This is a genomic window from Rosenbergiella sp. YN46 (assembly GCF_036620675.1).
Taxonomy (GTDB): Bacteria; Pseudomonadota; Gammaproteobacteria; order Enterobacterales; family Enterobacteriaceae; genus Jejubacter.
In genome coordinates this window covers 64,973-82,942 of sequence record NZ_JAZHEE010000010.1, presented here as the reverse complement: position 1 = coordinate 82,942, position 17,970 = coordinate 64,973, and the positions used below count along the sequence as shown (strand labels likewise).

Below are 17,970 nucleotides of genomic sequence, written 5' to 3'. Positions count from 1 at the left end.
TCGCCGGCCCTCTCCCCAAAGGGGAGAGGGGGAAAAAGGGCTCCCACACAATCCTTATCTCCAAAGGGAAGAGGGTGCTCAGATCTATTTAAACCTGAATCAGGCGATATTCAGATACTTATGTGTCTGCATCGACAGCCGCCAGTTGCGGGCGATGCAGGTTTCGATGCACAGGCGGGTCGCCTCTTCTTTCTGGCTGATGGGCTGTAGCGCGATGATGCGCGCCTTTTCATCGTCCAGCGTCTCCAGCAGTTCGTCGAGCGCTTCAATGTCACGTACCCGTCCGACCGGGTGTTTGATCTCATCGGCGCGCTGGAGCGCCTGCGACAGCACATCATAACCGCCGCGCATATTCACCTTTGGCGATACCGTCACCCAGGTGTCCGGCGTGCAGCGTACTTCGTGAGTGCCGCTGGTCTCTATCTGGCAGCGGAATCCCTGGCTTTCCAGCCCTTCGGTCAGAGCGGTCAGATCGTGGATACAGGGTTCACCGCCGGTGATCACCACGTGGCGCGCGCTGTAACCCTGGCGCTGAATAATCGCCAGCAGATCCTCAACGCCAGCCGCCCCCCATTTGTCGCTCTCGCGGGTTTTGGCCATAATGCTGAACATCGACACTTCCCGATCGGCGAGCTTTTCCCACGTATGTTTGGTATCGCACCACGGGCAGCCGACCGGGCATCCCTGTAGCCGGATAAAGATAGCCGGCACGCCGGTAAAGTAGCCTTCGCCCTGGAGCGTCTGGAACATCTCGTTAATCGGGTACTGCATAATCATCTCTGTCGCGTGAAGGAAACGCCGATTATCGCAAATTCTCGGCTCCGGGTCATTCACGGACAGTGTGCGCTTATGGCTGCGGCAAAACGTTTGGTAATCTGCTGCGGGCGGGTAATGGCGCCGCCAACCACCACGGCATGGGCGCCCAGCGCCAGGCAGCGGGCGGCCAGCTCCGGGGTTTCCACATTGCCTTCGGCAATCACCGGAATGGTCACCGCAGCAACCAGTTCAGCCAGAAAACGGCAATCCTGCTCTGGCAGTTTGTGGCCTTTGGTCTCTTCCGTGTAGCCATAAAGCGTGGGGCCAACGCAGTCGAAGCCGAGCGCTTCGGCGGTTTTCGCTTCATCCAGGGTGGAAACATCTGCCATCAACAGTTGCCCGGGGTAGCGCTGGCGAATCTGCGCTACCAGCGTCGCCAGGCTCTGACCGCCGGGGCGCGGGCGGGCGGTGGCATCCAGCGCGATGATTTCCGGCGCTACCGTCATCAGTTCATCCACCTCTCTCAGGGTCGCGGTGATAAACACCTCGCTTCCGGGGTAATCACGCTTGATGATGCCAATAACCGGCAGCGCCACCTGCTGGCGGATGGCCGCAATATCCGCCACACTGTTGGCGCGAATTCCGGCGGCTCCTCCCTGCTCTGCCGCCAGCGCCATACGCGACATAATAAAGGGACTATGTAACGGCTCGTCTTCCAGCGCCTGGCAGGAGACAATCAGCTGGCCATTCAGGCCGTTCAGTAACGTATTCATCAGGCTAAAATCTCTTCTACTTCATTTCTGATAATGGTGACGTGCGGGCCATAGACCACCTGCACGCCGTTGCCGCGCAAAATCACACCGTGGGCGCCGGTCGCTTTTAGCGCCGCCTCGTCCACTTTGGCTGCATCCTTTACCGTCACGCGTAAGCGAGTAGCGCAGCAGTCCACCTCTTCCAGGTTATCCCTCCCCCCCAGTCCGGTCACAATGGCCTGAGCCCGTTCGCCCCGGACGAACTCACTCTGATCCACGCCCTCTTTCTCCCTGCCCGGGGTGGCGAAACCGAAACGGACAATGGCGAAGCGGAAGATAAAGTAGTAGAGGAAGAACCAGGGAACACCGACCAAGGGCACGTACATCCAGTGGGTTTTCGCCTCGCCCTGCAGCACGCCGAACAGCATGAAGTCGATAAAACCGCCGGAGAACGTCTGGCCGATGGTGATGTGCAGAATATGGGCCAGCATAAAGGCCAGGCCATCGAACAGGGCATGGATAACGTAAAGCGCCGGGGCCACAAACAGGAACGAGAACTCGACAGGCTCGGTAATGCCGGTCAGGAATGAGGTCAGCGCCGCCGAAAGCAACAGACCGGCCACACGCTTTTTATTTTCGGGTTTCGCCGTGTGGTACATCGCAAGGCAGGCTCCCAGCAGCCCGAACATCATGGTGATAAAACGCCCGGACATAAAACGCGAAGTCCCGACATAAAACTGCTGAGTCGCGGGATCGCCCAGTTGGGCAAAGAAGATGCGCTGCGTGCCTTCCACCAGTTGGCCGTTAATTATCTCGCTGCCGCCCAGAGCCGTAGTCCAGAAGGGCAAATAGAAGATATGATGCAGACCGAAGGGGCCCAGCATGCGCAGAATAAAGCCATACAGGAAGGTACCCAGATAACCGGTGGCATCCACCAGCCCGCCCAGCCCGAAAATCAGCGCCTGAAAATGGGGCCAGATAACGGTCATCAGGGCCCCCACCACAATGGCGGCCAGAGAGCTGACGATGGGGACGAAGCGCGAACCGCCGAAAAAGCCCAGAAACTGCGGCAGCGCAATATTGCGAAAGCGATGATGCAGCATACAGGTCACCAGGCCGATAACCACCCCGCCAAAGACGCCGGTTTCCAGAGTCTGAATGCCCAGCGTCATTCCCTGCCCTACCGCGCCAGGGTTATCCTGCGCCAGGGTGCCGGTCAGAATCAGCAGGGCATTAATAGTGGCGTTCATCACCAGAAACGCCAGCAGCGCCGATAGCCCGGCGGTGCCTTTATCGCTCTTCGCAAGCCCCACCGCTACGCCCACCGCAAACAGCACCGACAGATTGGCAAACACGATGGCGCCAGCGCTGCTCATAATGGTGAATATCGCCTGCAGCCAGTCGACGTTCAGGAAAGGATACGCCGTGATGGTGTTGGGGTTAGAGAGCGCGCCGCCAATCCCCAACAGCAGCCCCGCCGCCGGTAGCACGGCAATCGGCAACATAAAGGATTTGCCAAAGCGCTGCGCTTTTTCGAACCAGCCTCCCGATGAGGCGCCGCTGAATAGAGACATAAGGTTTCTCCCTGCTGAGCAAGGTGAAAATTATTACCACATAAAAATAATTAACTGAAAATTACCACCAAAAGTCGGGAGACGGATCATACTTTTTTAAAATGACTGGCGTCAGCGCCCCGCTTTCCGCCACACTAACCGGTAGCAAAACGCATTAAGGAACTTGCATGTCACAACATGAAAACCTGCTGCTCAGGCTGCGGCAGAGCGTATCCGGATACAGCCCAACCCAGCAGAAGCTGGGAGAGTTCGTGTTAAACGCCCCCGCCAGCGTGCTCTACCTGACCATTACCGAGCTGGCGCGGGAAAGCGAAACCAGCGAAGCAAGCGTCACCCGGCTGTGCCGGACGCTGGGATGCAAAGGCTATAACGAATTTAAAATGGCGCTGGCGTTGGATATTCAGCACCAGACCACACCGCGCCAGGCGGGAGATGCGATAGATCGAGTGGTGGAAGAGTCAGTACAGGCGCTACAGGATACGGCGAAACTACTGGATCGCCAGATGCTGAAAGCGGCGGCGCAGGCGCTGCATCAGGCGCGTTCGGTGCAGATATACGGCGTTGCGGCAAGCGCTATCCCCGGAGATTATCTTCAGTATAAGCTGCTGCGCTTCGGCAAAAGCGCGCAACAGTACAGCGATATGCATCGCGCGGCGATGAGCGCGGCAACGCTCAACCAGGAAGACTTAGCAGTGGCGATCTCCAGTTCGGGATCCACCCGCGATCTGCTGCACGTGGTGAAGCTGGCCCGCAAGCGCGGCGTGAAGGTGCTGGCGCTCAGTAACACCCCTTCCAGCCCGCTGGCGTCGTTAAGCGATATTCTGCTGGTGGCGGCCAAGCCAGAAAGTCCGCTAAGCGGCGGCGCGTTGAACGCCAAAATCAGCGTAATGCTGCTGGTAGAACTGCTGGCGATGTCCCTTATCGCCATTGATGAGCACTATGCCGAGCTCAGCCAGCAAACGGCCAGCGCAACGCTGCCACTGCTGCTGTAAAGCGGCGGGCATCGCATATTAGCGTGAGCCTGATTTTGAATGAATATGATGTGTCGGAGAAGATTCCGTTCACCTTAGGGTGATTTTTAATATGTGAATACCGGCGCCGGTGAACGTGTCAGGGGCTCAAATGCCGCCCCTGACAACCCGGCTTTCCGACGTAAAAATCGCCCTTCGGGTGCCCTCCGCTAATTCCCGTCCGCCGGACGGGTCGGGTATAACGGCACGTCCGTGTGCCGTATACCCTCAGCCAGACGCCCTGTCTGGCTGACCCTGGCAACCGCGAACGCTCCGGCGATTTTTAGGTCGGGAGTGTCACCATCTTTACTCTTCTGCCCTTGTATTTACAGAAAGGGATAGCGCTAGTCACATTCAGGCAACCCGACTGAAGCGATGAGGGGGTTATGTCCCGGCTTAAAAAATGCCGAAGCGTTCACGGAGGGCCGGAGGAGTGACAGGGAAGTCATGACAGGGCGAGGTCGCCAGGGACGGCGACTCTCGCCCGTGCCGATAAGCCCGACGGGAATTAGCGCAGGGAACCGCGTCAGCGGCGTTTTTTACCGCCGGGGAGCCCGGGTCGCCAGGGGGGTGGCGACTGAGCCCCCCTGGCCCATTCACGTGTTCCGAATTAACAGAGAAGCACTTACTAAAAGTGAACGGAACTTTCTCCAACGTGTTCATATTCCATCCGTTTTCGAACACTCCTCGCTAATCCGCAACAAGCCATAAAAAAAGCCCCGGCAGTTTCCTGCCGGGGCCTTCAGAGATTAATTATTGCAGACGATTACGCCTGGCCTTTGATCTCTTTACGACCGTTGTACGGCGCTTTTTCGCCCAGCGCTTCTTCGATACGAATCAGCTGGTTGTACTTAGCAACGCGATCAGAACGGCTCATGGAACCAGTCTTGATCTGGCCAGCCGCAGTACCTACCGCGAGATCTGCGATGGTCGCATCTTCAGTTTCACCGGAACGGTGAGAGATAACGGCAGTGTAGCCAGCGTCTTTGGCCATCTTGATAGCCGCCAGGGTTTCGGTCAGAGAACCGATCTGGTTGAACTTGATCAGGATGGAGTTAGCGATGCCTTTCTCGATACCTTCTTTCAGGATCCTGGTGTTGGTCACGAACAGATCGTCGCCAACCAGCTGGATTTTGTCGCCCAGCACTTTGGTCTGGTAGGCAAAACCGTCCCAGTCAGACTCGTCCAGACCATCTTCAATGGAGACGATCGGGTACTGTTTGGTCAGATCGGACAGGAAGTGAGTGAACTCTTCAGAAGAGAACGCTTTGTTGCCTTCGCCAGCCAGAACGTATTTGCCGTCTTTGTAGAATTCAGACGCTGCGCAGTCCATCGCCAGGGTGATGTCTTTACCCAGCTCGTAGCCAGCCGCTTTAACCGCTTCAGCGATAACAGCCAGCGCTTCAGCGTTGGAGCCCAGGTTCGGCGCGTAGCCGCCTTCGTCGCCCACGGCGGTGTTCATACCCTTACCTTTCAGAACTTTGGCCAGGTGATGGAACACTTCGGAGCCCATACGGATAGCTTCTTTAACGGTCTTAGCGCCAACCGGCTGGATCATGAACTCCTGGATGTCGACGTTGTTATCCGCGTGCTCACCGCCGTTGATGATGTTCATCATCGGTACCGGCATGGAGTATTTACCCGGAGTGCCGTTCAGCTCAGCGATGTGCTCATACAGCGGCATGCCTTTAGAGGCTGCTGCGGCTTTAGCGTTAGCCAGGGAAACGGCCAGAATAGCGTTCGCACCGAACTGAGATTTGTTATCAGTGCCGTCCAGATCGATCATGATTTTATCGATGCCAGCCTGGTCTTTAGCGTCTTTGCCAAGCACAGCCTGAGCGATCGGACCGTTAACTGCGGCAACGGCTTTGGTTACGCCTTTGCCCAGGAAACGGGATTTGTCGCCATCGCGCAGTTCCAGCGCTTCGCGGGAACCGGTAGAAGCACCCGACGGGGCAGCAGCCATACCAACGAAACCGCCTTCCAGATGAACTTCGGCTTCAACAGTCGGGTTACCGCGAGAGTCGATGATTTCGCGGCCGATGACCTTAACGATTTTGGACATTAGGTTTTCCTCAAGTCACTGGTTAAACTAAAAAATCCGAACCAGCAGCGCGTATTTCCTTTCCGGTATGGAAATCGGCAATGCCGCGCTGCCATCAATTACGGTTACTTCTCCTGGCGCTTTTGGTACTCGCCGGCTGCTTTCACAAAGCCGCTAAACAGCGGGTGCCCGTCGCGCGGGGTGGAAGTAAATTCCGGGTGGAACTGACAGGCCACGAACCACGGATGATCCGGCACCTCGACGATCTCGACTAACTGATCGTCCCCGGAACGGCCTGCCACACGCAGGCCGGCTGCTTCAATCTGCTTCAACAGCATGTTGTTGACTTCATAACGGTGACGGTGGCGCTCAACGATGGTCGGCTCACCGTACAGCTGGCGCACCAGGCTGTCATCAGTAAGCTGGCACTGCTGCGCGCCAAGGCGCATGGTGCCTCCCAGATCGCTCTTCTCGGAGCGGACTTCCACGTTACCGTTCTCATCACGCCACTCGGTGATCAGCGCCACGACCGGGTACTTACAGTCTGGCACAAATTCGGTGGAGTTGGCGTTTTCCATACCCGCTACGTTACGGGCGTAATCAATCAACGCTACCTGCATACCCAGGCAAATGCCTAGGTACGGAATTTTATGCTCGCGCGCATAGCGCGCGGTGGCGATCTTGCCTTCCACGCCGCGGTATCCAAAACCGCCCGGAATCAGAATCGCGTCCAGGTCTTTCAGAATCTCTACGCCGCGGGTCTCAACATCCTGAGAATCGATAAGCTTGATATTCACCGTCAGACGATTCTTCAGCCCGCCATGTTTCAGCGCTTCGATAACCGACTTATAGGCATCCGGCAGCTCGATGTACTTACCCACCATTCCGATAGTGACTTCGCCCGACGGATTGGCTTCTTCGTACAGCACCTGCTCCCATTCGGCGAGATCGGCTTCCGGACAATCGATGCTGAATCGTTTACAAATATAATCGTCCAGGCCCTGGGATTTCAACAGGCCAGGGATTTTATAAATGGAATCGACGTCTTTCAGAGAGATAACCGCCTTCTCCGGCACGTTACAGAACAGCGCGATTTTAGCGCGTTCATTGGCCGGAATAGCGCGGTCGGAACGGCAGATCAGCATATCCGGCTGGATACCGATAGAGAGCAGCTCTTTGACCGAGTGCTGAGTCGGCTTGGTTTTCACTTCTCCTGCGGCGGCCATGTAAGGCACCAGGGTCAGGTGCATATAGAGCGTGTGCTCGCGGCCCACTTCTACCGCCATCTGACGAATCGCTTCCAGGAATGGCAGGGATTCGATATCACCTACGGTTCCGCCGATCTCAACCAGCACCACATCGTGGCCTTCGCCGCCTTCGATGATGCGCTCTTTGATGGCATTGGTGATATGGGGAATAACCTGAACGGTGGCGCCCAGATAATCGCCGCGACGCTCTTTACGCAGCACATCGGAATAGATTCGACCTGTGGTGAAGTTGTTGCGGCGCGTCATTCGGGTACGGATGAAGCGCTCATAGTGCCCCAGGTCCAGATCGGTTTCGGCGCCGTCTTCAGTCACGAACACTTCCCCGTGTTGAATCGGGCTCATGGTGCCTGGATCGATATTGATATAGGGATCCAGTTTCATGATGGTCACGTTAAGGCCACGGGCTTCAAGAATGGCTGCGAGGGAGGCTGCGGCAATGCCTTTACCCAGAGAGGATACGACCCCGCCGGTCACAAAAATATAGTTCGTTGTCATGCTGAACCTGAGAAGTTAGGTTTAAAGACGATGGAATAACCAGGACGGGAAAGTAGTATACCCGATTCGTATGGGTCCCACAAACATTCCTTCTCCAGGCTCCAGCCATTCATCCGGCCGCCGCAGGGCATAGAAAATAGCGACCGGGCAGGAAATGTTTTTGATGTAAATCAATAGCTTGTTAATTAAAATTTTCGCCAGACGGGCTCCTGGTAAAAAAAGTCGTTAAATATCATATTCCTGACGTTTAACCTGCTGCCAGGCCGCTTCCATTTGGGAAAGTGTCGCTTTGTGCATCTCCAGCCCCTGCTCAGCAATTATCTGCTCCACCTGACGAAAGCGGCGCTCGAATTTGCGGTTAGCCTGGGCCAGCGCCATCTCGGCTTTGGCGCCAAGATGGCGGGAAAGATTCACCGTCGCGAACAGCAGATCGCCGATCTCCTCTTCCAGCTTCGCCGGATCCACCACCGCCTGCTGCGCTTCGTGCATCACTTCATCCAGCTCTTCATGCACCTTATCGACCACCGGCCCCAGGGTGTCCCAGTCAAAGCCCACGGCAGCGACCCGTTTCTGAATTTTATGGGCGCGCATCAGCGCCGGCAAGGTTTCCGGCACGTCGTCCAGCGCCGAATGCTGCGCCTTCTGCGCCCGCTCTTCGCGCTTGGTCTGCTCCCAGTTGTGAGCGATGGCCGCGCTGTCGTTCAACGCCTTGTCGCCAAAGATATGGGGGTGACGGCGCTCCAGCTTATCGCTGATGGCGGCGCAGATATCCTCAAAGTCGAAAAGCTCCTGTTCGCTGGCCATTCGGGCGTAAAACACCACCTGAAACAGCAGATCGCCAAGTTCGCCGCGCAGAGCGTCAAAATCCTCACGCTGGATAGCGTCCAGCACCTCGTAAGTCTCTTCCAGAGTGTAGGGGGCGATAGAAGTGAAGGTCTGGACTTTATCCCACGGACAGCCGGTTTCCGGGTCGCGCAGGCGCTGCATAATGTTGAGTAGTCGGTCGATTTGCGTCATCGGGTGTCCTTGTAAGAAATATATCCCCTCACCCCGGCCCTCTCCCAAAGGGAGAGGGGGAAATATTACGGGGCGTCAGCCTCCGGGGAGGGAAAAGTATTATGTTATCCGCCGTGCAGGCGTCGGGCGTCGATCACGTCCGGTAGCTGGTTAAGCCGGGCCAGAACCCGTCCTAACACCTGCAGGTTATAGATTTCGATATTCATATCGATGGTCGCCAACTGCTGTTTGGTATCGCTACGGCTGGTCACCCCCAACACGTTCACCTTCTCGTTAGCCAGAATGGTGGTGATATCGCGCAACAGCCCACTGCGATCGTTGGCGGTAACCCGTACCACCAGCGAATAGCCTGCGGAGTAGCTTTCCCCCCATACCGCATCAACGATGCGTTCCGGCGCGTGAGCCCGCAGTTCGGTCAACTGGTCGCAATCCGCGCGATGGATGGAAATACCACGCCCCTGGGTAATAAAGCCGACGATCTCATCACCCGGAATCGGCTGGCAGCAACGGGCAATGTGGTGCATCAGATTGCCCACCCCTTCCACTACCACCCGGCCGTCGTCCCGGCGCCGGTTCTGGCCATGAGGCGCATAGCTCTTCTGCTGCAGCTGACGCAGGGCCTCGGCATCCTGCTCTTCGGCGCTCGGCTGATTAAACTGCGCCTGCAGGAAGTTCACCATCTGGTTAAGGCGGATGTCACCGCCGCCGATAGCCGCCAGCAGCTCATCGAGCTCGTTAAAGTTGTAGCGCGGCAGCAGCAGTTTTTCCGCCTCGCGCAGCCCAATGCCCAGATGGGTCAGTTCATCATCCAGAATCTGACGACCGGCCAGGATATTTTTGTCACGATCCTGCTTACGGAACCAGGCGTGGATCTTGGAACGGCCGCGGCTGGTCGTGACATACCCCAGATTCGGGTTCAGCCAGTCGCGGCTCGGGTTGGGCTGCTTCTGGGTGATAATCTCTACCTGATCGCCCATCTGTAGCTGATAGGTAAAGGGAACGATACGCCCGCCGATTTTGGCGCCTATGCAGCGGTGCCCCACATCGCTGTGGATGTGGTAAGCGAAGTCGAGCGGCGTAGAGCCAGCCGGCAGGTCAACCACATCGCCTTTCGGGGTAAAGACATACACCCGGTCATCGAAGACCTGGCTACGGACTTCGTCCAGCATTTCGCCGGAGTCGGACATCTCTTCCTGCCAGGCAATCAGCTTACGCAGCCACGCAATGCGATCCTCATAGCCGGAACGCCCACCGCTGACGGCCCCCTCTTTGTATTTCCAGTGGGCCGCCACCCCCAGTTCCGCCTCTTCGTGCATCTGACGGGTGCGGATCTGAATTTCCACCGTTTTGCCTTCCGGCCCCAGCACCACCGTATGGATCGACTGATAGCCGTTCGGCTTCGGGTTAGCGACATAGTCGTCGAATTCATCAGGCAGATGGCGCCACAGCGTGTGGACGATACCCAGCGCCGCATAGCAGTCCTGTAAGCGATCGGCCACGATACGCACCGCCCGCACGTCGAACAGCTCGTCGAACGCCAGACGTTTTTTCTGCATCTTGCGCCAGATACTGTAGATATGCTTGGGGCGACCGTACACTTCGGCCTTGACCCCTTCCTGCTTGATGGTTTCCCGCAGGCGGGTTACAAATTCGTCGATATAGCGTTCGCGGTCGATGCGCCGCTCGTGCAGCAGCTTCGCGATGCTTTTGTATTCTGCCGGGTGCAGATAGCGGAAGCAGTAGTCCTCCAGCTCCCACTTAAGCTGGCCGATGCCCAGCCGGTTAGCCAGCGGCGCATAGATATTGGTGCACTCTTTAGCCGCCAGAACCCGTTCGTCTTCCGGCGCATCCTTCACTTCACGCAGATGGGCGATACGCTCCGCCAGCTTGATCACCACACAGCGGAAATCATCCACCATCGCCAGCAGCATACGCCGCACATTATCCACCTGCTCGGACGAAATAGCGTCATCGGTATGGGTGGCTTTCAACTGTCGAATGGCGTCCATATCGCGCACGCCGTGAATCAGATGCACCACCTGCTGGCCCATACTTTCCAGCAGTACCTCTTCCGTCACCGCTCCGCTGTCGGCCAGCGGGAACAGCAGCGCGGCCCGCAGGGTATCGATATCCATGCTCAGCGTGGAGAGGATCTCAACCATCTCCACGCCGCGCCACAGCAGCAGCTCCGCCTGAGGGTGCCCCTGGGTTTGCCGCTCACAATAATGCCAGGTTTCGGCCAGGTGCTCACAAGACTGCGGGCTGATTCCCAGACTCGCTACCCATTTATCCGGGGCGAATTCGCCAGCTTTATTGAGATGTGCACTTCTTACCGCAACCATTATCCTCTCCTTTTGCGCCCGAAGGGCTACCGCCATAACGCGGCCTTGCATAACGCAGACGTTTAACGTCGTTCAAATAGCGCCATTGACTCCAGGTGCCCCGTATGGGGAAACATATCCAGCATCGCAAGCCTGGTGAGACGATAACCGGTCTCGCACAGCGCCGCGCCGTCGCGCATCAGGGTGCTGGGATTACAGGAAACATAAACCACCCGCTCGGGAGCGAGGCGGCCAATCTGCGCGATGACGCCCGCGGCGCCAGCCCGGGCCGGATCGAGCAGAATTTTATCCACGCCGTCGGCAGCCCAGGGCTGCCGGGTAACATCCTGCTCCAGGTTTTCGTGCCAGAATGTTACGTTGTTTAAATGATTATAAGCGGCGTTCTCACGGCCTTTTTCCACCAACGCCGGAACGCCTTCCACGCCCACTACCTGACCTGCGCGCAGCGCCATCGGTAGGGTAAAATTGCCCATGCCACAGAACAGATCGAGCACCCGGTCGCTACCGGACAGTGTGAGCCACTCAATGGCTCGCGCCACCATCTGCTGATTGACGCCGTCGTTCACCTGGATGAAGTCACGCGGACTGAACATTAAGCGTAGACCGTCAGACTGATACCAGGGGGCCTCACCGCACAGCTGTTCCAGGATATCATTCTGCCCCGCCAGAAACAGGGCAAGATTCTGTGAATGCGAAAAGCATTCCAGATTTTTCCTGTCCGCCGCGCTAAGCGGCGCCAGATGGCGTAAAACCAGCAACGGGCCGTTATCCGCCAGCACCAGCTCGGCATGCCCCAGCTTGCTTACCCCCTGCAACCCGGATAAGCAAACGTGCAGTGGCTCCAGCAGCGCCTCAAGCTGGGGCGCCAGAACGGGGCACTGGCGGATGTCTACCAGTTTGTCGGACGCCGCCTGACGAAAGCCCATCTGCAGCCCCTGCGCCGAATATTTCAGGCCAAGGCGCGCCCGACGCCGGTAGCCCCAGGGCTCGCCGCTAATAATTTCATCAACGTCGCGCTTCATCATACGCCCCAGCGCGGCAGCCTTACTGCGCTGCTGTAGGGCGATGCTGGCGTGCTGCTGCTGGCAGCCGCCGCAGACGCCAAAATGCGGGCAGCGCGGCGTCGCCCGGTCGGGGCTTGAGTTCATTCGCCGCTTAACCTGACCGTGGCTATAATTGCGCTTCTCCTCACGAAGCTCGGCCTCTACACGCTCTCCTGGCAGGGCGCCGCTGATAAATAACGTCTTCCCCTGGTGGCGCGCCACGCCCTGGCCGAAAGAATCCAGGGCATTAACATCCACGGTTATGATCTTACGCGTCGTCACGCGTCGCTTTGCAGAGTAGAATTGCGCCATTACGAGTGTGTAGTACCTTTTTACTATTTTCTTAATTGTCCCATATCGGAACCCCATGACCAACTACAGCCTGCGGGCACGCATGATGATTCTGATTCTGGCGCCTACCGTGCTTATCGGTCTGCTGCTCAGCGTCTTTTTCGTGGTTCACCGCTATAACGATCTGCAGCGTCAACTGGAAGGCGCGGGCGCCAGTATCATCGAGCCCCTCGCCGTCTCCAGCGAGTATGGCATGAGCTTCCACAACCGGGAGTCAATCCGCCAGTTGGTCAGCGTGCTGCATCGCCGCCATTCCGATATCGTGCGCGGTATTTCAGTCTACGACGAAAATAACCGACTGTTTGTGACCTCGAATTATCAGCTCGATCACTCTCTGCTGAGGCTGCCGGAAGGGGCACCCCAGCCCAGAAAGCTGACGGTCACCCGGCGCGGCGACGATATTATTCTGCGCACGCCCATCATTTCCGAACGCTACTCGCCGGATGAATCGGAGATAACCGAAGCCAAACCCGCCAACAATATGCTGGGCTATGTGGCGCTGGAACTGGATCTCCGTTCGGTGCGCCTGCAGCAGTATAAGGAAATTCTCACTTCAACCCTACTGGTGTTGCTCTGTATGGGTATCGCCATGATCTTCGCCTGGCGACTCATGCGTGATGTAACCGGCCCTATCCGCAATATGGTGAACACCGTTGACCGTATTCGCCGCGGCCAGCTCGACAGCCGGGTGGAAGGCTTTATGCTAGGCGAACTCGATATGCTGAAAAACGGCATTAACGCCATGGCGATGTCTTTGACGGCTTACCATGAAGAGATGCAGCATAATGTCGACCAGGCCACTTCCGATCTGCGGGAAACCCTGGAACAGATGGAGATTCAGAACGTCGAACTGGATCTGGCGAAAAAGCGCGCTCAGGAAGCGGCCCGCATTAAATCAGAGTTCCTGGCCAATATGTCCCACGAGTTGCGCACGCCGCTCAATGGCGTTATCGGCTTTACCCGGCTGACGCTAAAAACCGATCTGTCCGGCACCCAGCGCGACCACCTGAATACCATTGAGCGTTCGGCCAATAATCTGCTGAATATTATTAACGACGTACTCGACTTTTCTAAACTGGAAGCCGGTAAGCTTATTCTGGAAAGCATCCCTTTCCTGTTGCGCGGTACGCTGGATGAAACCGTGACGCTACTGGCTCACGCCGCCCACGATAAAGGGCTGGAGCTGACGCTGGATATCGGCAGCAATGTCCCTGATAACGTGATTGGCGACCCGCTGCGTCTGCAGCAGATTCTGACTAATCTGGTGGGTAACGCCATTAAGTTTACCGAGAGCGGCAATATCGACCTGGTGGTGGAGCAGCGCGCCATGGGTAATAACAAGCTGCAAATCGAGGTACAGATTCGCGATACCGGAATCGGTATTCCGGAAAAAGATCAGTCGCGGCTGTTCCAGGCCTTTCGCCAGGCCGACGCCAGTATCTCCCGACGCCACGGCGGTACCGGGTTGGGGCTGGCCATTACCCAAAGGCTGGTGCGCGAAATGGGCGGCGATATTTCGTTCCACAGTCAGCCGGGACGCGGATCCACCTTCTGGTTCCATATCAATCTGGATTTGAATCCCAACGCCGTACCGGATGGCACAACGCTGACCGTACTGGCCGGTAAGCACCTCGCTTACATTGAACCCAATACCGCCGCTGCCCAGGGAACTCTGGATATGCTGGCCAGTACGCCGCTACAGGTGACCTGGGGCGCCACGCTCAGCGATCTGCCGGAAAAACAGTATGATTTTATGCTGATTGGGGTTCCGGTTACCGATCGCAAACCGCTTTCAATGGAGGATAGCTGGCTTGTCAGCGCGGCCCGCATGTCTTCCTGCCTGATCCTCGCCCTGCCCTGCCACGCGCTGATTAACGCCGAACAGCTAAAACAGGGCGGTGCTTCGGCCTGTATGATTAAGCCTGTCACTCAGACCCGACTGATGCCGCTGTTGCTGGAGCATCACAGCGAGCTGATACCGCCTGCCAGCGCCATTCGCGACGACGTACGACTGCCGATGACGGTGATGGCCGTGGACGATAACCCGGCCAACCTGAAGCTTATCGGCGCGCTGTTGGAAGACCGGGTGCGCCATGTCGTGCTATGCGAAAGCGGTACCGCCGCCATTGAGCAGGCGCGCCTGATGGGCTTCGACCTGGTGCTGATGGATATCCAGATGCCAGGAATGGATGGCATCCGCGCCTGTGAACTGATTCGCCAGATCCCCCAGCATAATAAAACGCCGGTTATCGCCGTTACCGCCCACGCCATGGCGGGCCAGAAAGAAAAGCTGCTGAGCGCCGGGATGAACGATTATCTGGCAAAGCCTATCGATGAAGAGAAGCTGTGTGCCCTGTTGCAGCGCTATCAACCCGGCGCCAGGCTGCCTCAGCCGCTTGCCAAAGAGCAGATGCCTGAAAGCGACCCCAACGCCACTCTGGACTGGTCGCTGGCGCTGCGTCAGGCGGCCAACAAGACGGATCTGGCCCATGAAATGCTGAGTATGCTGCTGTCGTTTCTGCCGGAAGTGCGTAATACCGTCGAGGCTCAACTGGCCGGGGAAGAGCCCGGCGGGCTTATCGACATCATCCATAAGCTGCACGGCAGTTGCAGCTACAGCGGCGTGCCGCGCCTGAAGAACCTCTGTTTCCTGCTGGAACAGCAGCTAGGCAGCGGCGCTGCGCCGCAACAGCTGGAACCCGAACTGCTGGAGCTGCTGGATGAGATGGATAATGTGACCAGAGAGGCCTGTCAGCGGTTGAAGTAGGTTTTTAGCCCTCCTTTCGGAGGGCTTATGGATACATGTAAACACTTTTCCGATCTCCCTGATACCTGGTCAGGTAATCGGGGAATATCTCGTCATTCGTTATCTGTCTGAGTGACGGGCAGAACGTGACACTACTCGATAAATTTTGCCCAAAAAACAGGCTGCTACAACTCCTAATACAACAGACAAAACTCCCATGAAGATCATCACGGACAGAAGAGGGTTTATCACCCCACCAAAGCTTGTCATAAAACCCAACCAGGCAAGATGTTCAGGGGAGAGGGTACGAAAGGCGATTTCAGGGATTACAAAAAAGAAAATGATCGCAACTATAACGTAACCTGTTGTTTTCTTTTTACTTCCCATCTTTAACCTTGCCCTTTCAACCCAGAACGATCAATTATATAACAAAGATGATACATCAAGGGGTGTAAGGTGTCACAAACCTATCTTCAGCTACAGATGCAATCTAAAAGGCAATTAGCGATAGAGCTGACAAACTCTATTAAAAGCATCCACGGAAATTTGGTCTCCACGATCAGCAGTGTGAAAATGGGTGGGCAGCGGCTTATCAACTACGGCTCATGCCTGATTCCGGATGAATACTATCGTAGCGCCTGTCGTGACATGATGAAGGAAGATGAACGTTTACTTCTGGCTGTCGGTGAAATCTATCATCGTCAGGATGTCGTTGTTGATATGATATCTATCTACTTCAGCAAAACTCTTAAAAGAATCGATAACACTAAGGCTAATGACCTGGCATCTTTTCTTCACGAAAAAATGGGGATAGTTGCCCACAAAGCAGCAAGTAAAGTCAGCAATATGGCTCTGGCAATTACCATCGCAAAATTTATTGTCAGCACGGGTGATTTTAAAGAAGCTCATATCAACATGGTAAATAAATTTGCTTCATGGTTTATTACGGGGACAACAATTTATTCAAAAGCCCAGTTAGCGGCCTCAGCAGCGAATAAGCTAAAACTCCAGGATCCAGAATACTACCAGTTATTATATAAAGAAAATCTTGAAATGCTTTATTATACCATTGAGCCATACATGTCAAAAATAATTTATCAAATACAATCTGGTGATAATAACCGGGAAAAAATAGCAGATGCTTTATATGAGATACTAAAAAAATGAAACGCCTGTTCCTTTGGTTATTGCAGTCTTTTTTTTATCTCATCCCTATTATAATAAGTATAATAGGGGCATATCTTATTGTCCGCTTTGTTCCTTTTTACCCGGGGCTTCTCACGGTGCTATGGGTCATCATCGTTGCATATCTCTATATCCGATACAGCAAGTGGGTTTAGCCATTAATCAGATGAGTGGTTGATGAAGTGATTTTCTCCGCCCGGGCGGAGAAAACCGATAACGAGGGAATCTCACCCCAGCCGCTGCCCCACCGCCAGAGCGGCAGCGATATTACGCGCCGTGGCGCGCAGATTCTCTGCGGCGTTATCCAGCGCCTCCTCCAGCGAACAGATGCTGTTAATGACGCTGAATACTGCATCAATACCGTGTTGATGCACCACGTCCACATCCGGGGCCAGGCTTCCGGCAATGGCGATTGTGGGTTTATTGTGGCGGCGGGCGACCTGCGCTACACCGAACGGTACCTTGCCCTGAACTGACTGGCTGTCGATGCGCCCTTCGCCGGTAATCACCAGATCTGCGTCACACACCTGCTGTTCCAGCTTCAGCGCACCGGTGACTATTTCCACCCCGGGGCGCAGCCTGGCGTCGCAGAAAGCGTACAGCGCCGCCCCCATTCCACCAGCCGCCCCACCGCCGGGCAGGTTTTGAATCTCCGTGCCCAACACCTGTCGCACCACCCGGGCAAAGTTTATCAGTGCTGCATCAAGCTGAACCACCATCTCCGGCGTCGCTCCCTTCTGGGGACCAAACACCGCCGAAGCCCCCTGTTCACCGGTTAAAGGGTTAGTGACATCGCAGGCCACATCGATATGGCAGTGCGCCAGTTCCGGGCGCAGGCCGCTGATATCAATGGCGCTTAATTGAGCCAGCGCTGCGCCGCCGCGTTCCAGCTCCCGCCCCTGCGCATCACGCAGACTGACGCCCAGCGCCTGTAGCATACCGGCGCCGCCGTCATTGGTGGCGCTTCCGCCGATACCGATAATGATGTGCTTCACACCAGATTCCAGCGCATGGCAAATCAGTTCGCCGGTACCCCAGGAAGTGGTGATTAACGGGTTGCGCTGCGCCATTGGCAGCAATTCCAGACCGCTGGCCGCCGCCATTTCGATAAAGGCGCAATCGCCATCCCCGGAAAGACCATAAAAAGCGGCCACCCGCTCCCCTAACGGCCCGGTGACGTCAAGCGCGACCCGCCGCCCGCCAGTGGCGGCAATCATCGCCTCAACGGTTCCTTCTCCGCCATCCGCCACCGGTAACCGAACATAATGCGCCCCGGGGAATATATCCCGAAATCCCTGCTCAATGCAGTCTGCCACTTCCAGCGCGCTCAGACTCTCTTTCCAGGAGTCGGGCGCAATAACGATCTTCATCGGCGCTCCTTATGCTC

The 17,970-nt window shown here is 56.3% G+C and carries 13 protein-coding genes; 3 read left to right on the top strand and 10 right to left on the bottom strand.

Translation table 11 applies throughout. The features are described 5' to 3' along the window. Nucleotides 1-99: 99 nt before the first annotated feature. From queE to V3W49_RS10225, 3 genes are read right to left on the bottom strand one after another with little or no spacing between them, the layout of a single operon-like run. Entirely contained in the window at nucleotides 100-771 is a 672-nt protein-coding gene (gene queE / locus V3W49_RS10235) for a 7-carboxy-7-deazaguanine synthase QueE (RefSeq protein WP_500145248.1), read from the bottom strand. A 59-nt stretch (nucleotides 772-830) separates the two neighbouring features. After that, complete coding sequence (locus tag V3W49_RS10230) at nucleotides 831-1,529, bottom strand: N-acetylmannosamine-6-phosphate 2-epimerase (protein WP_500145247.1); 699 nt, start codon at nucleotides 1,527-1,529, stop codon at nucleotides 831-833. Next, nucleotides 1,529-3,082 (bottom strand): PTS transporter subunit EIIC, encoded by a 1,554-nt coding sequence (locus V3W49_RS10225; RefSeq protein WP_500145246.1) that lies wholly within the window; start codon nucleotides 3,080-3,082, stop codon nucleotides 1,529-1,531. The genes V3W49_RS10230 and V3W49_RS10225 overlap by 1 nt, the downstream gene beginning before the upstream one ends. Before the next feature lie 167 nt (nucleotides 3,083-3,249). On the opposite strand from V3W49_RS10225, the gene V3W49_RS10220 reads away from it, so the two are divergent. Next, complete coding sequence (locus tag V3W49_RS10220; protein ID WP_500145245.1) at nucleotides 3,250-4,074, top strand: MurR/RpiR family transcriptional regulator; 825 nt, start codon at nucleotides 3,250-3,252, stop codon at nucleotides 4,072-4,074. Between the two features lie 784 nt (nucleotides 4,075-4,858). On the opposite strand, the gene eno is transcribed toward V3W49_RS10220, so the two are convergent. The 5 genes from eno to rlmD all read right to left on the bottom strand — a co-directional run bounded on the left by eno (nucleotide 4,859) and on the right by rlmD (nucleotide 12,613). Continuing rightward, nucleotides 4,859-6,157 carry a phosphopyruvate hydratase gene (gene eno / locus V3W49_RS10215; protein WP_500145244.1) on the bottom strand — a complete coding sequence of 433 codons (1,299 nt, stop codon included), beginning with the start codon at nucleotides 6,155-6,157 and terminating at the stop codon, nucleotides 4,859-4,861. A 104-nt stretch (nucleotides 6,158-6,261) separates the two neighbouring features. Then, nucleotides 6,262-7,899, bottom strand: a complete 1,638-nt coding sequence (gene pyrG, locus V3W49_RS10210) for a glutamine hydrolyzing CTP synthase (RefSeq protein WP_500145243.1) — start codon at nucleotides 7,897-7,899, stop codon at nucleotides 6,262-6,264. Between the two features lie 225 nt (nucleotides 7,900-8,124). Continuing rightward, nucleotides 8,125-8,916, bottom strand: coding sequence for a nucleoside triphosphate pyrophosphohydrolase (mazG, locus tag V3W49_RS10205; protein ID WP_500145242.1), 792 nt, complete (start codon nucleotides 8,914-8,916; stop codon nucleotides 8,125-8,127). A gap of 104 nt (nucleotides 8,917-9,020) precedes the next feature. Then, complete coding sequence (gene relA / locus V3W49_RS10200; RefSeq protein ID WP_500145241.1) at nucleotides 9,021-11,258, bottom strand: GTP diphosphokinase; 2,238 nt, start codon at nucleotides 11,256-11,258, stop codon at nucleotides 9,021-9,023. Between the two features lie 62 nt (nucleotides 11,259-11,320). After that, a complete protein-coding gene (rlmD, locus tag V3W49_RS10195) occupies nucleotides 11,321-12,613 on the bottom strand; it encodes a 23S rRNA (uracil(1939)-C(5))-methyltransferase RlmD (RefSeq protein ID WP_500145240.1) in 1,293 nt (430 codons plus the stop codon). Nucleotides 12,614-12,668: 55 nt separating this feature from the next. On the opposite strand from rlmD, the gene barA reads away from it, so the two are divergent. Next, nucleotides 12,669-15,419, top strand: coding sequence for a two-component sensor histidine kinase BarA (gene barA / locus V3W49_RS10190; protein ID WP_500145239.1), 2,751 nt, complete (start codon nucleotides 12,669-12,671; stop codon nucleotides 15,417-15,419). A 99-nt stretch (nucleotides 15,420-15,518) separates the two neighbouring features. Here the strand turns inward: barA and V3W49_RS10185 are convergent, their stop codons facing one another. Then, on the bottom strand, nucleotides 15,519-15,785 hold the full coding sequence (locus tag V3W49_RS10185) for a hypothetical protein (RefSeq protein ID WP_500145238.1): 267 nt from the start codon (nucleotides 15,783-15,785) through the stop codon (nucleotides 15,519-15,521). Between the two features lie 69 nt (nucleotides 15,786-15,854). Between V3W49_RS10185 and V3W49_RS10180 the strand changes: the two genes are divergently transcribed. After that, nucleotides 15,855-16,565, top strand: coding sequence for a hypothetical protein (locus V3W49_RS10180; RefSeq protein WP_500145237.1), 711 nt, complete (start codon nucleotides 15,855-15,857; stop codon nucleotides 16,563-16,565). Between the two features lie 245 nt (nucleotides 16,566-16,810). Here the strand turns inward: V3W49_RS10180 and V3W49_RS10175 are convergent, their stop codons facing one another. Further along, complete coding sequence (locus V3W49_RS10175; protein WP_500145236.1) at nucleotides 16,811-17,953, bottom strand: glycerate kinase; 1,143 nt, start codon at nucleotides 17,951-17,953, stop codon at nucleotides 16,811-16,813. Between the last annotated feature and the right edge of the window lie 17 nt (nucleotides 17,954-17,970).

Excerpts from the sequence above, each read along its gene's own strand:
- queE (WP_500145248.1), bottom strand. The coding sequence starts at position 771 with ATGCAGTACCCGATTAACGAGATGTTCCAGACGCTCCAGGGCGAAGGC.
- V3W49_RS10230 (WP_500145247.1), bottom strand. The coding sequence starts at position 1,529 with ATGAATACGTTACTGAACGGCCTGAATGGCCAGCTGATTGTCTCCTGC.
- V3W49_RS10220 (WP_500145245.1), top strand. The coding sequence starts at position 3,250 with ATGTCACAACATGAAAACCTGCTGCTCAGGCTGCGGCAGAGCGTATCC.
- barA (WP_500145239.1), top strand. The coding sequence starts at position 12,669 with ATGACCAACTACAGCCTGCGGGCACGCATGATGATTCTGATTCTGGCG.
- eno (WP_500145244.1), bottom strand. The coding sequence starts at position 6,157 with ATGTCCAAAATCGTTAAGGTCATCGGCCGCGAAATCATCGACTCTCGC.
- rlmD (WP_500145240.1), bottom strand. The coding sequence starts at position 12,613 with ATGGCGCAATTCTACTCTGCAAAGCGACGCGTGACGACGCGTAAGATC.
- relA (WP_500145241.1), bottom strand. The coding sequence starts at position 11,258 with ATGGTTGCGGTAAGAAGTGCACATCTCAATAAAGCTGGCGAATTCGCC.
- V3W49_RS10225 (WP_500145246.1), bottom strand. The coding sequence starts at position 3,082 with ATGTCTCTATTCAGCGGCGCCTCATCGGGAGGCTGGTTCGAAAAAGCG.
- V3W49_RS10175 (WP_500145236.1), bottom strand. The coding sequence starts at position 17,953 with ATGAAGATCGTTATTGCGCCCGACTCCTGGAAAGAGAGTCTGAGCGCG.
- V3W49_RS10185 (WP_500145238.1), bottom strand. The coding sequence starts at position 15,785 with ATGGGAAGTAAAAAGAAAACAACAGGTTACGTTATAGTTGCGATCATT.
- mazG (WP_500145242.1), bottom strand. The coding sequence starts at position 8,916 with ATGACGCAAATCGACCGACTACTCAACATTATGCAGCGCCTGCGCGAC.
- pyrG (WP_500145243.1), bottom strand. The coding sequence starts at position 7,899 with ATGACAACGAACTATATTTTTGTGACCGGCGGGGTCGTATCCTCTCTG.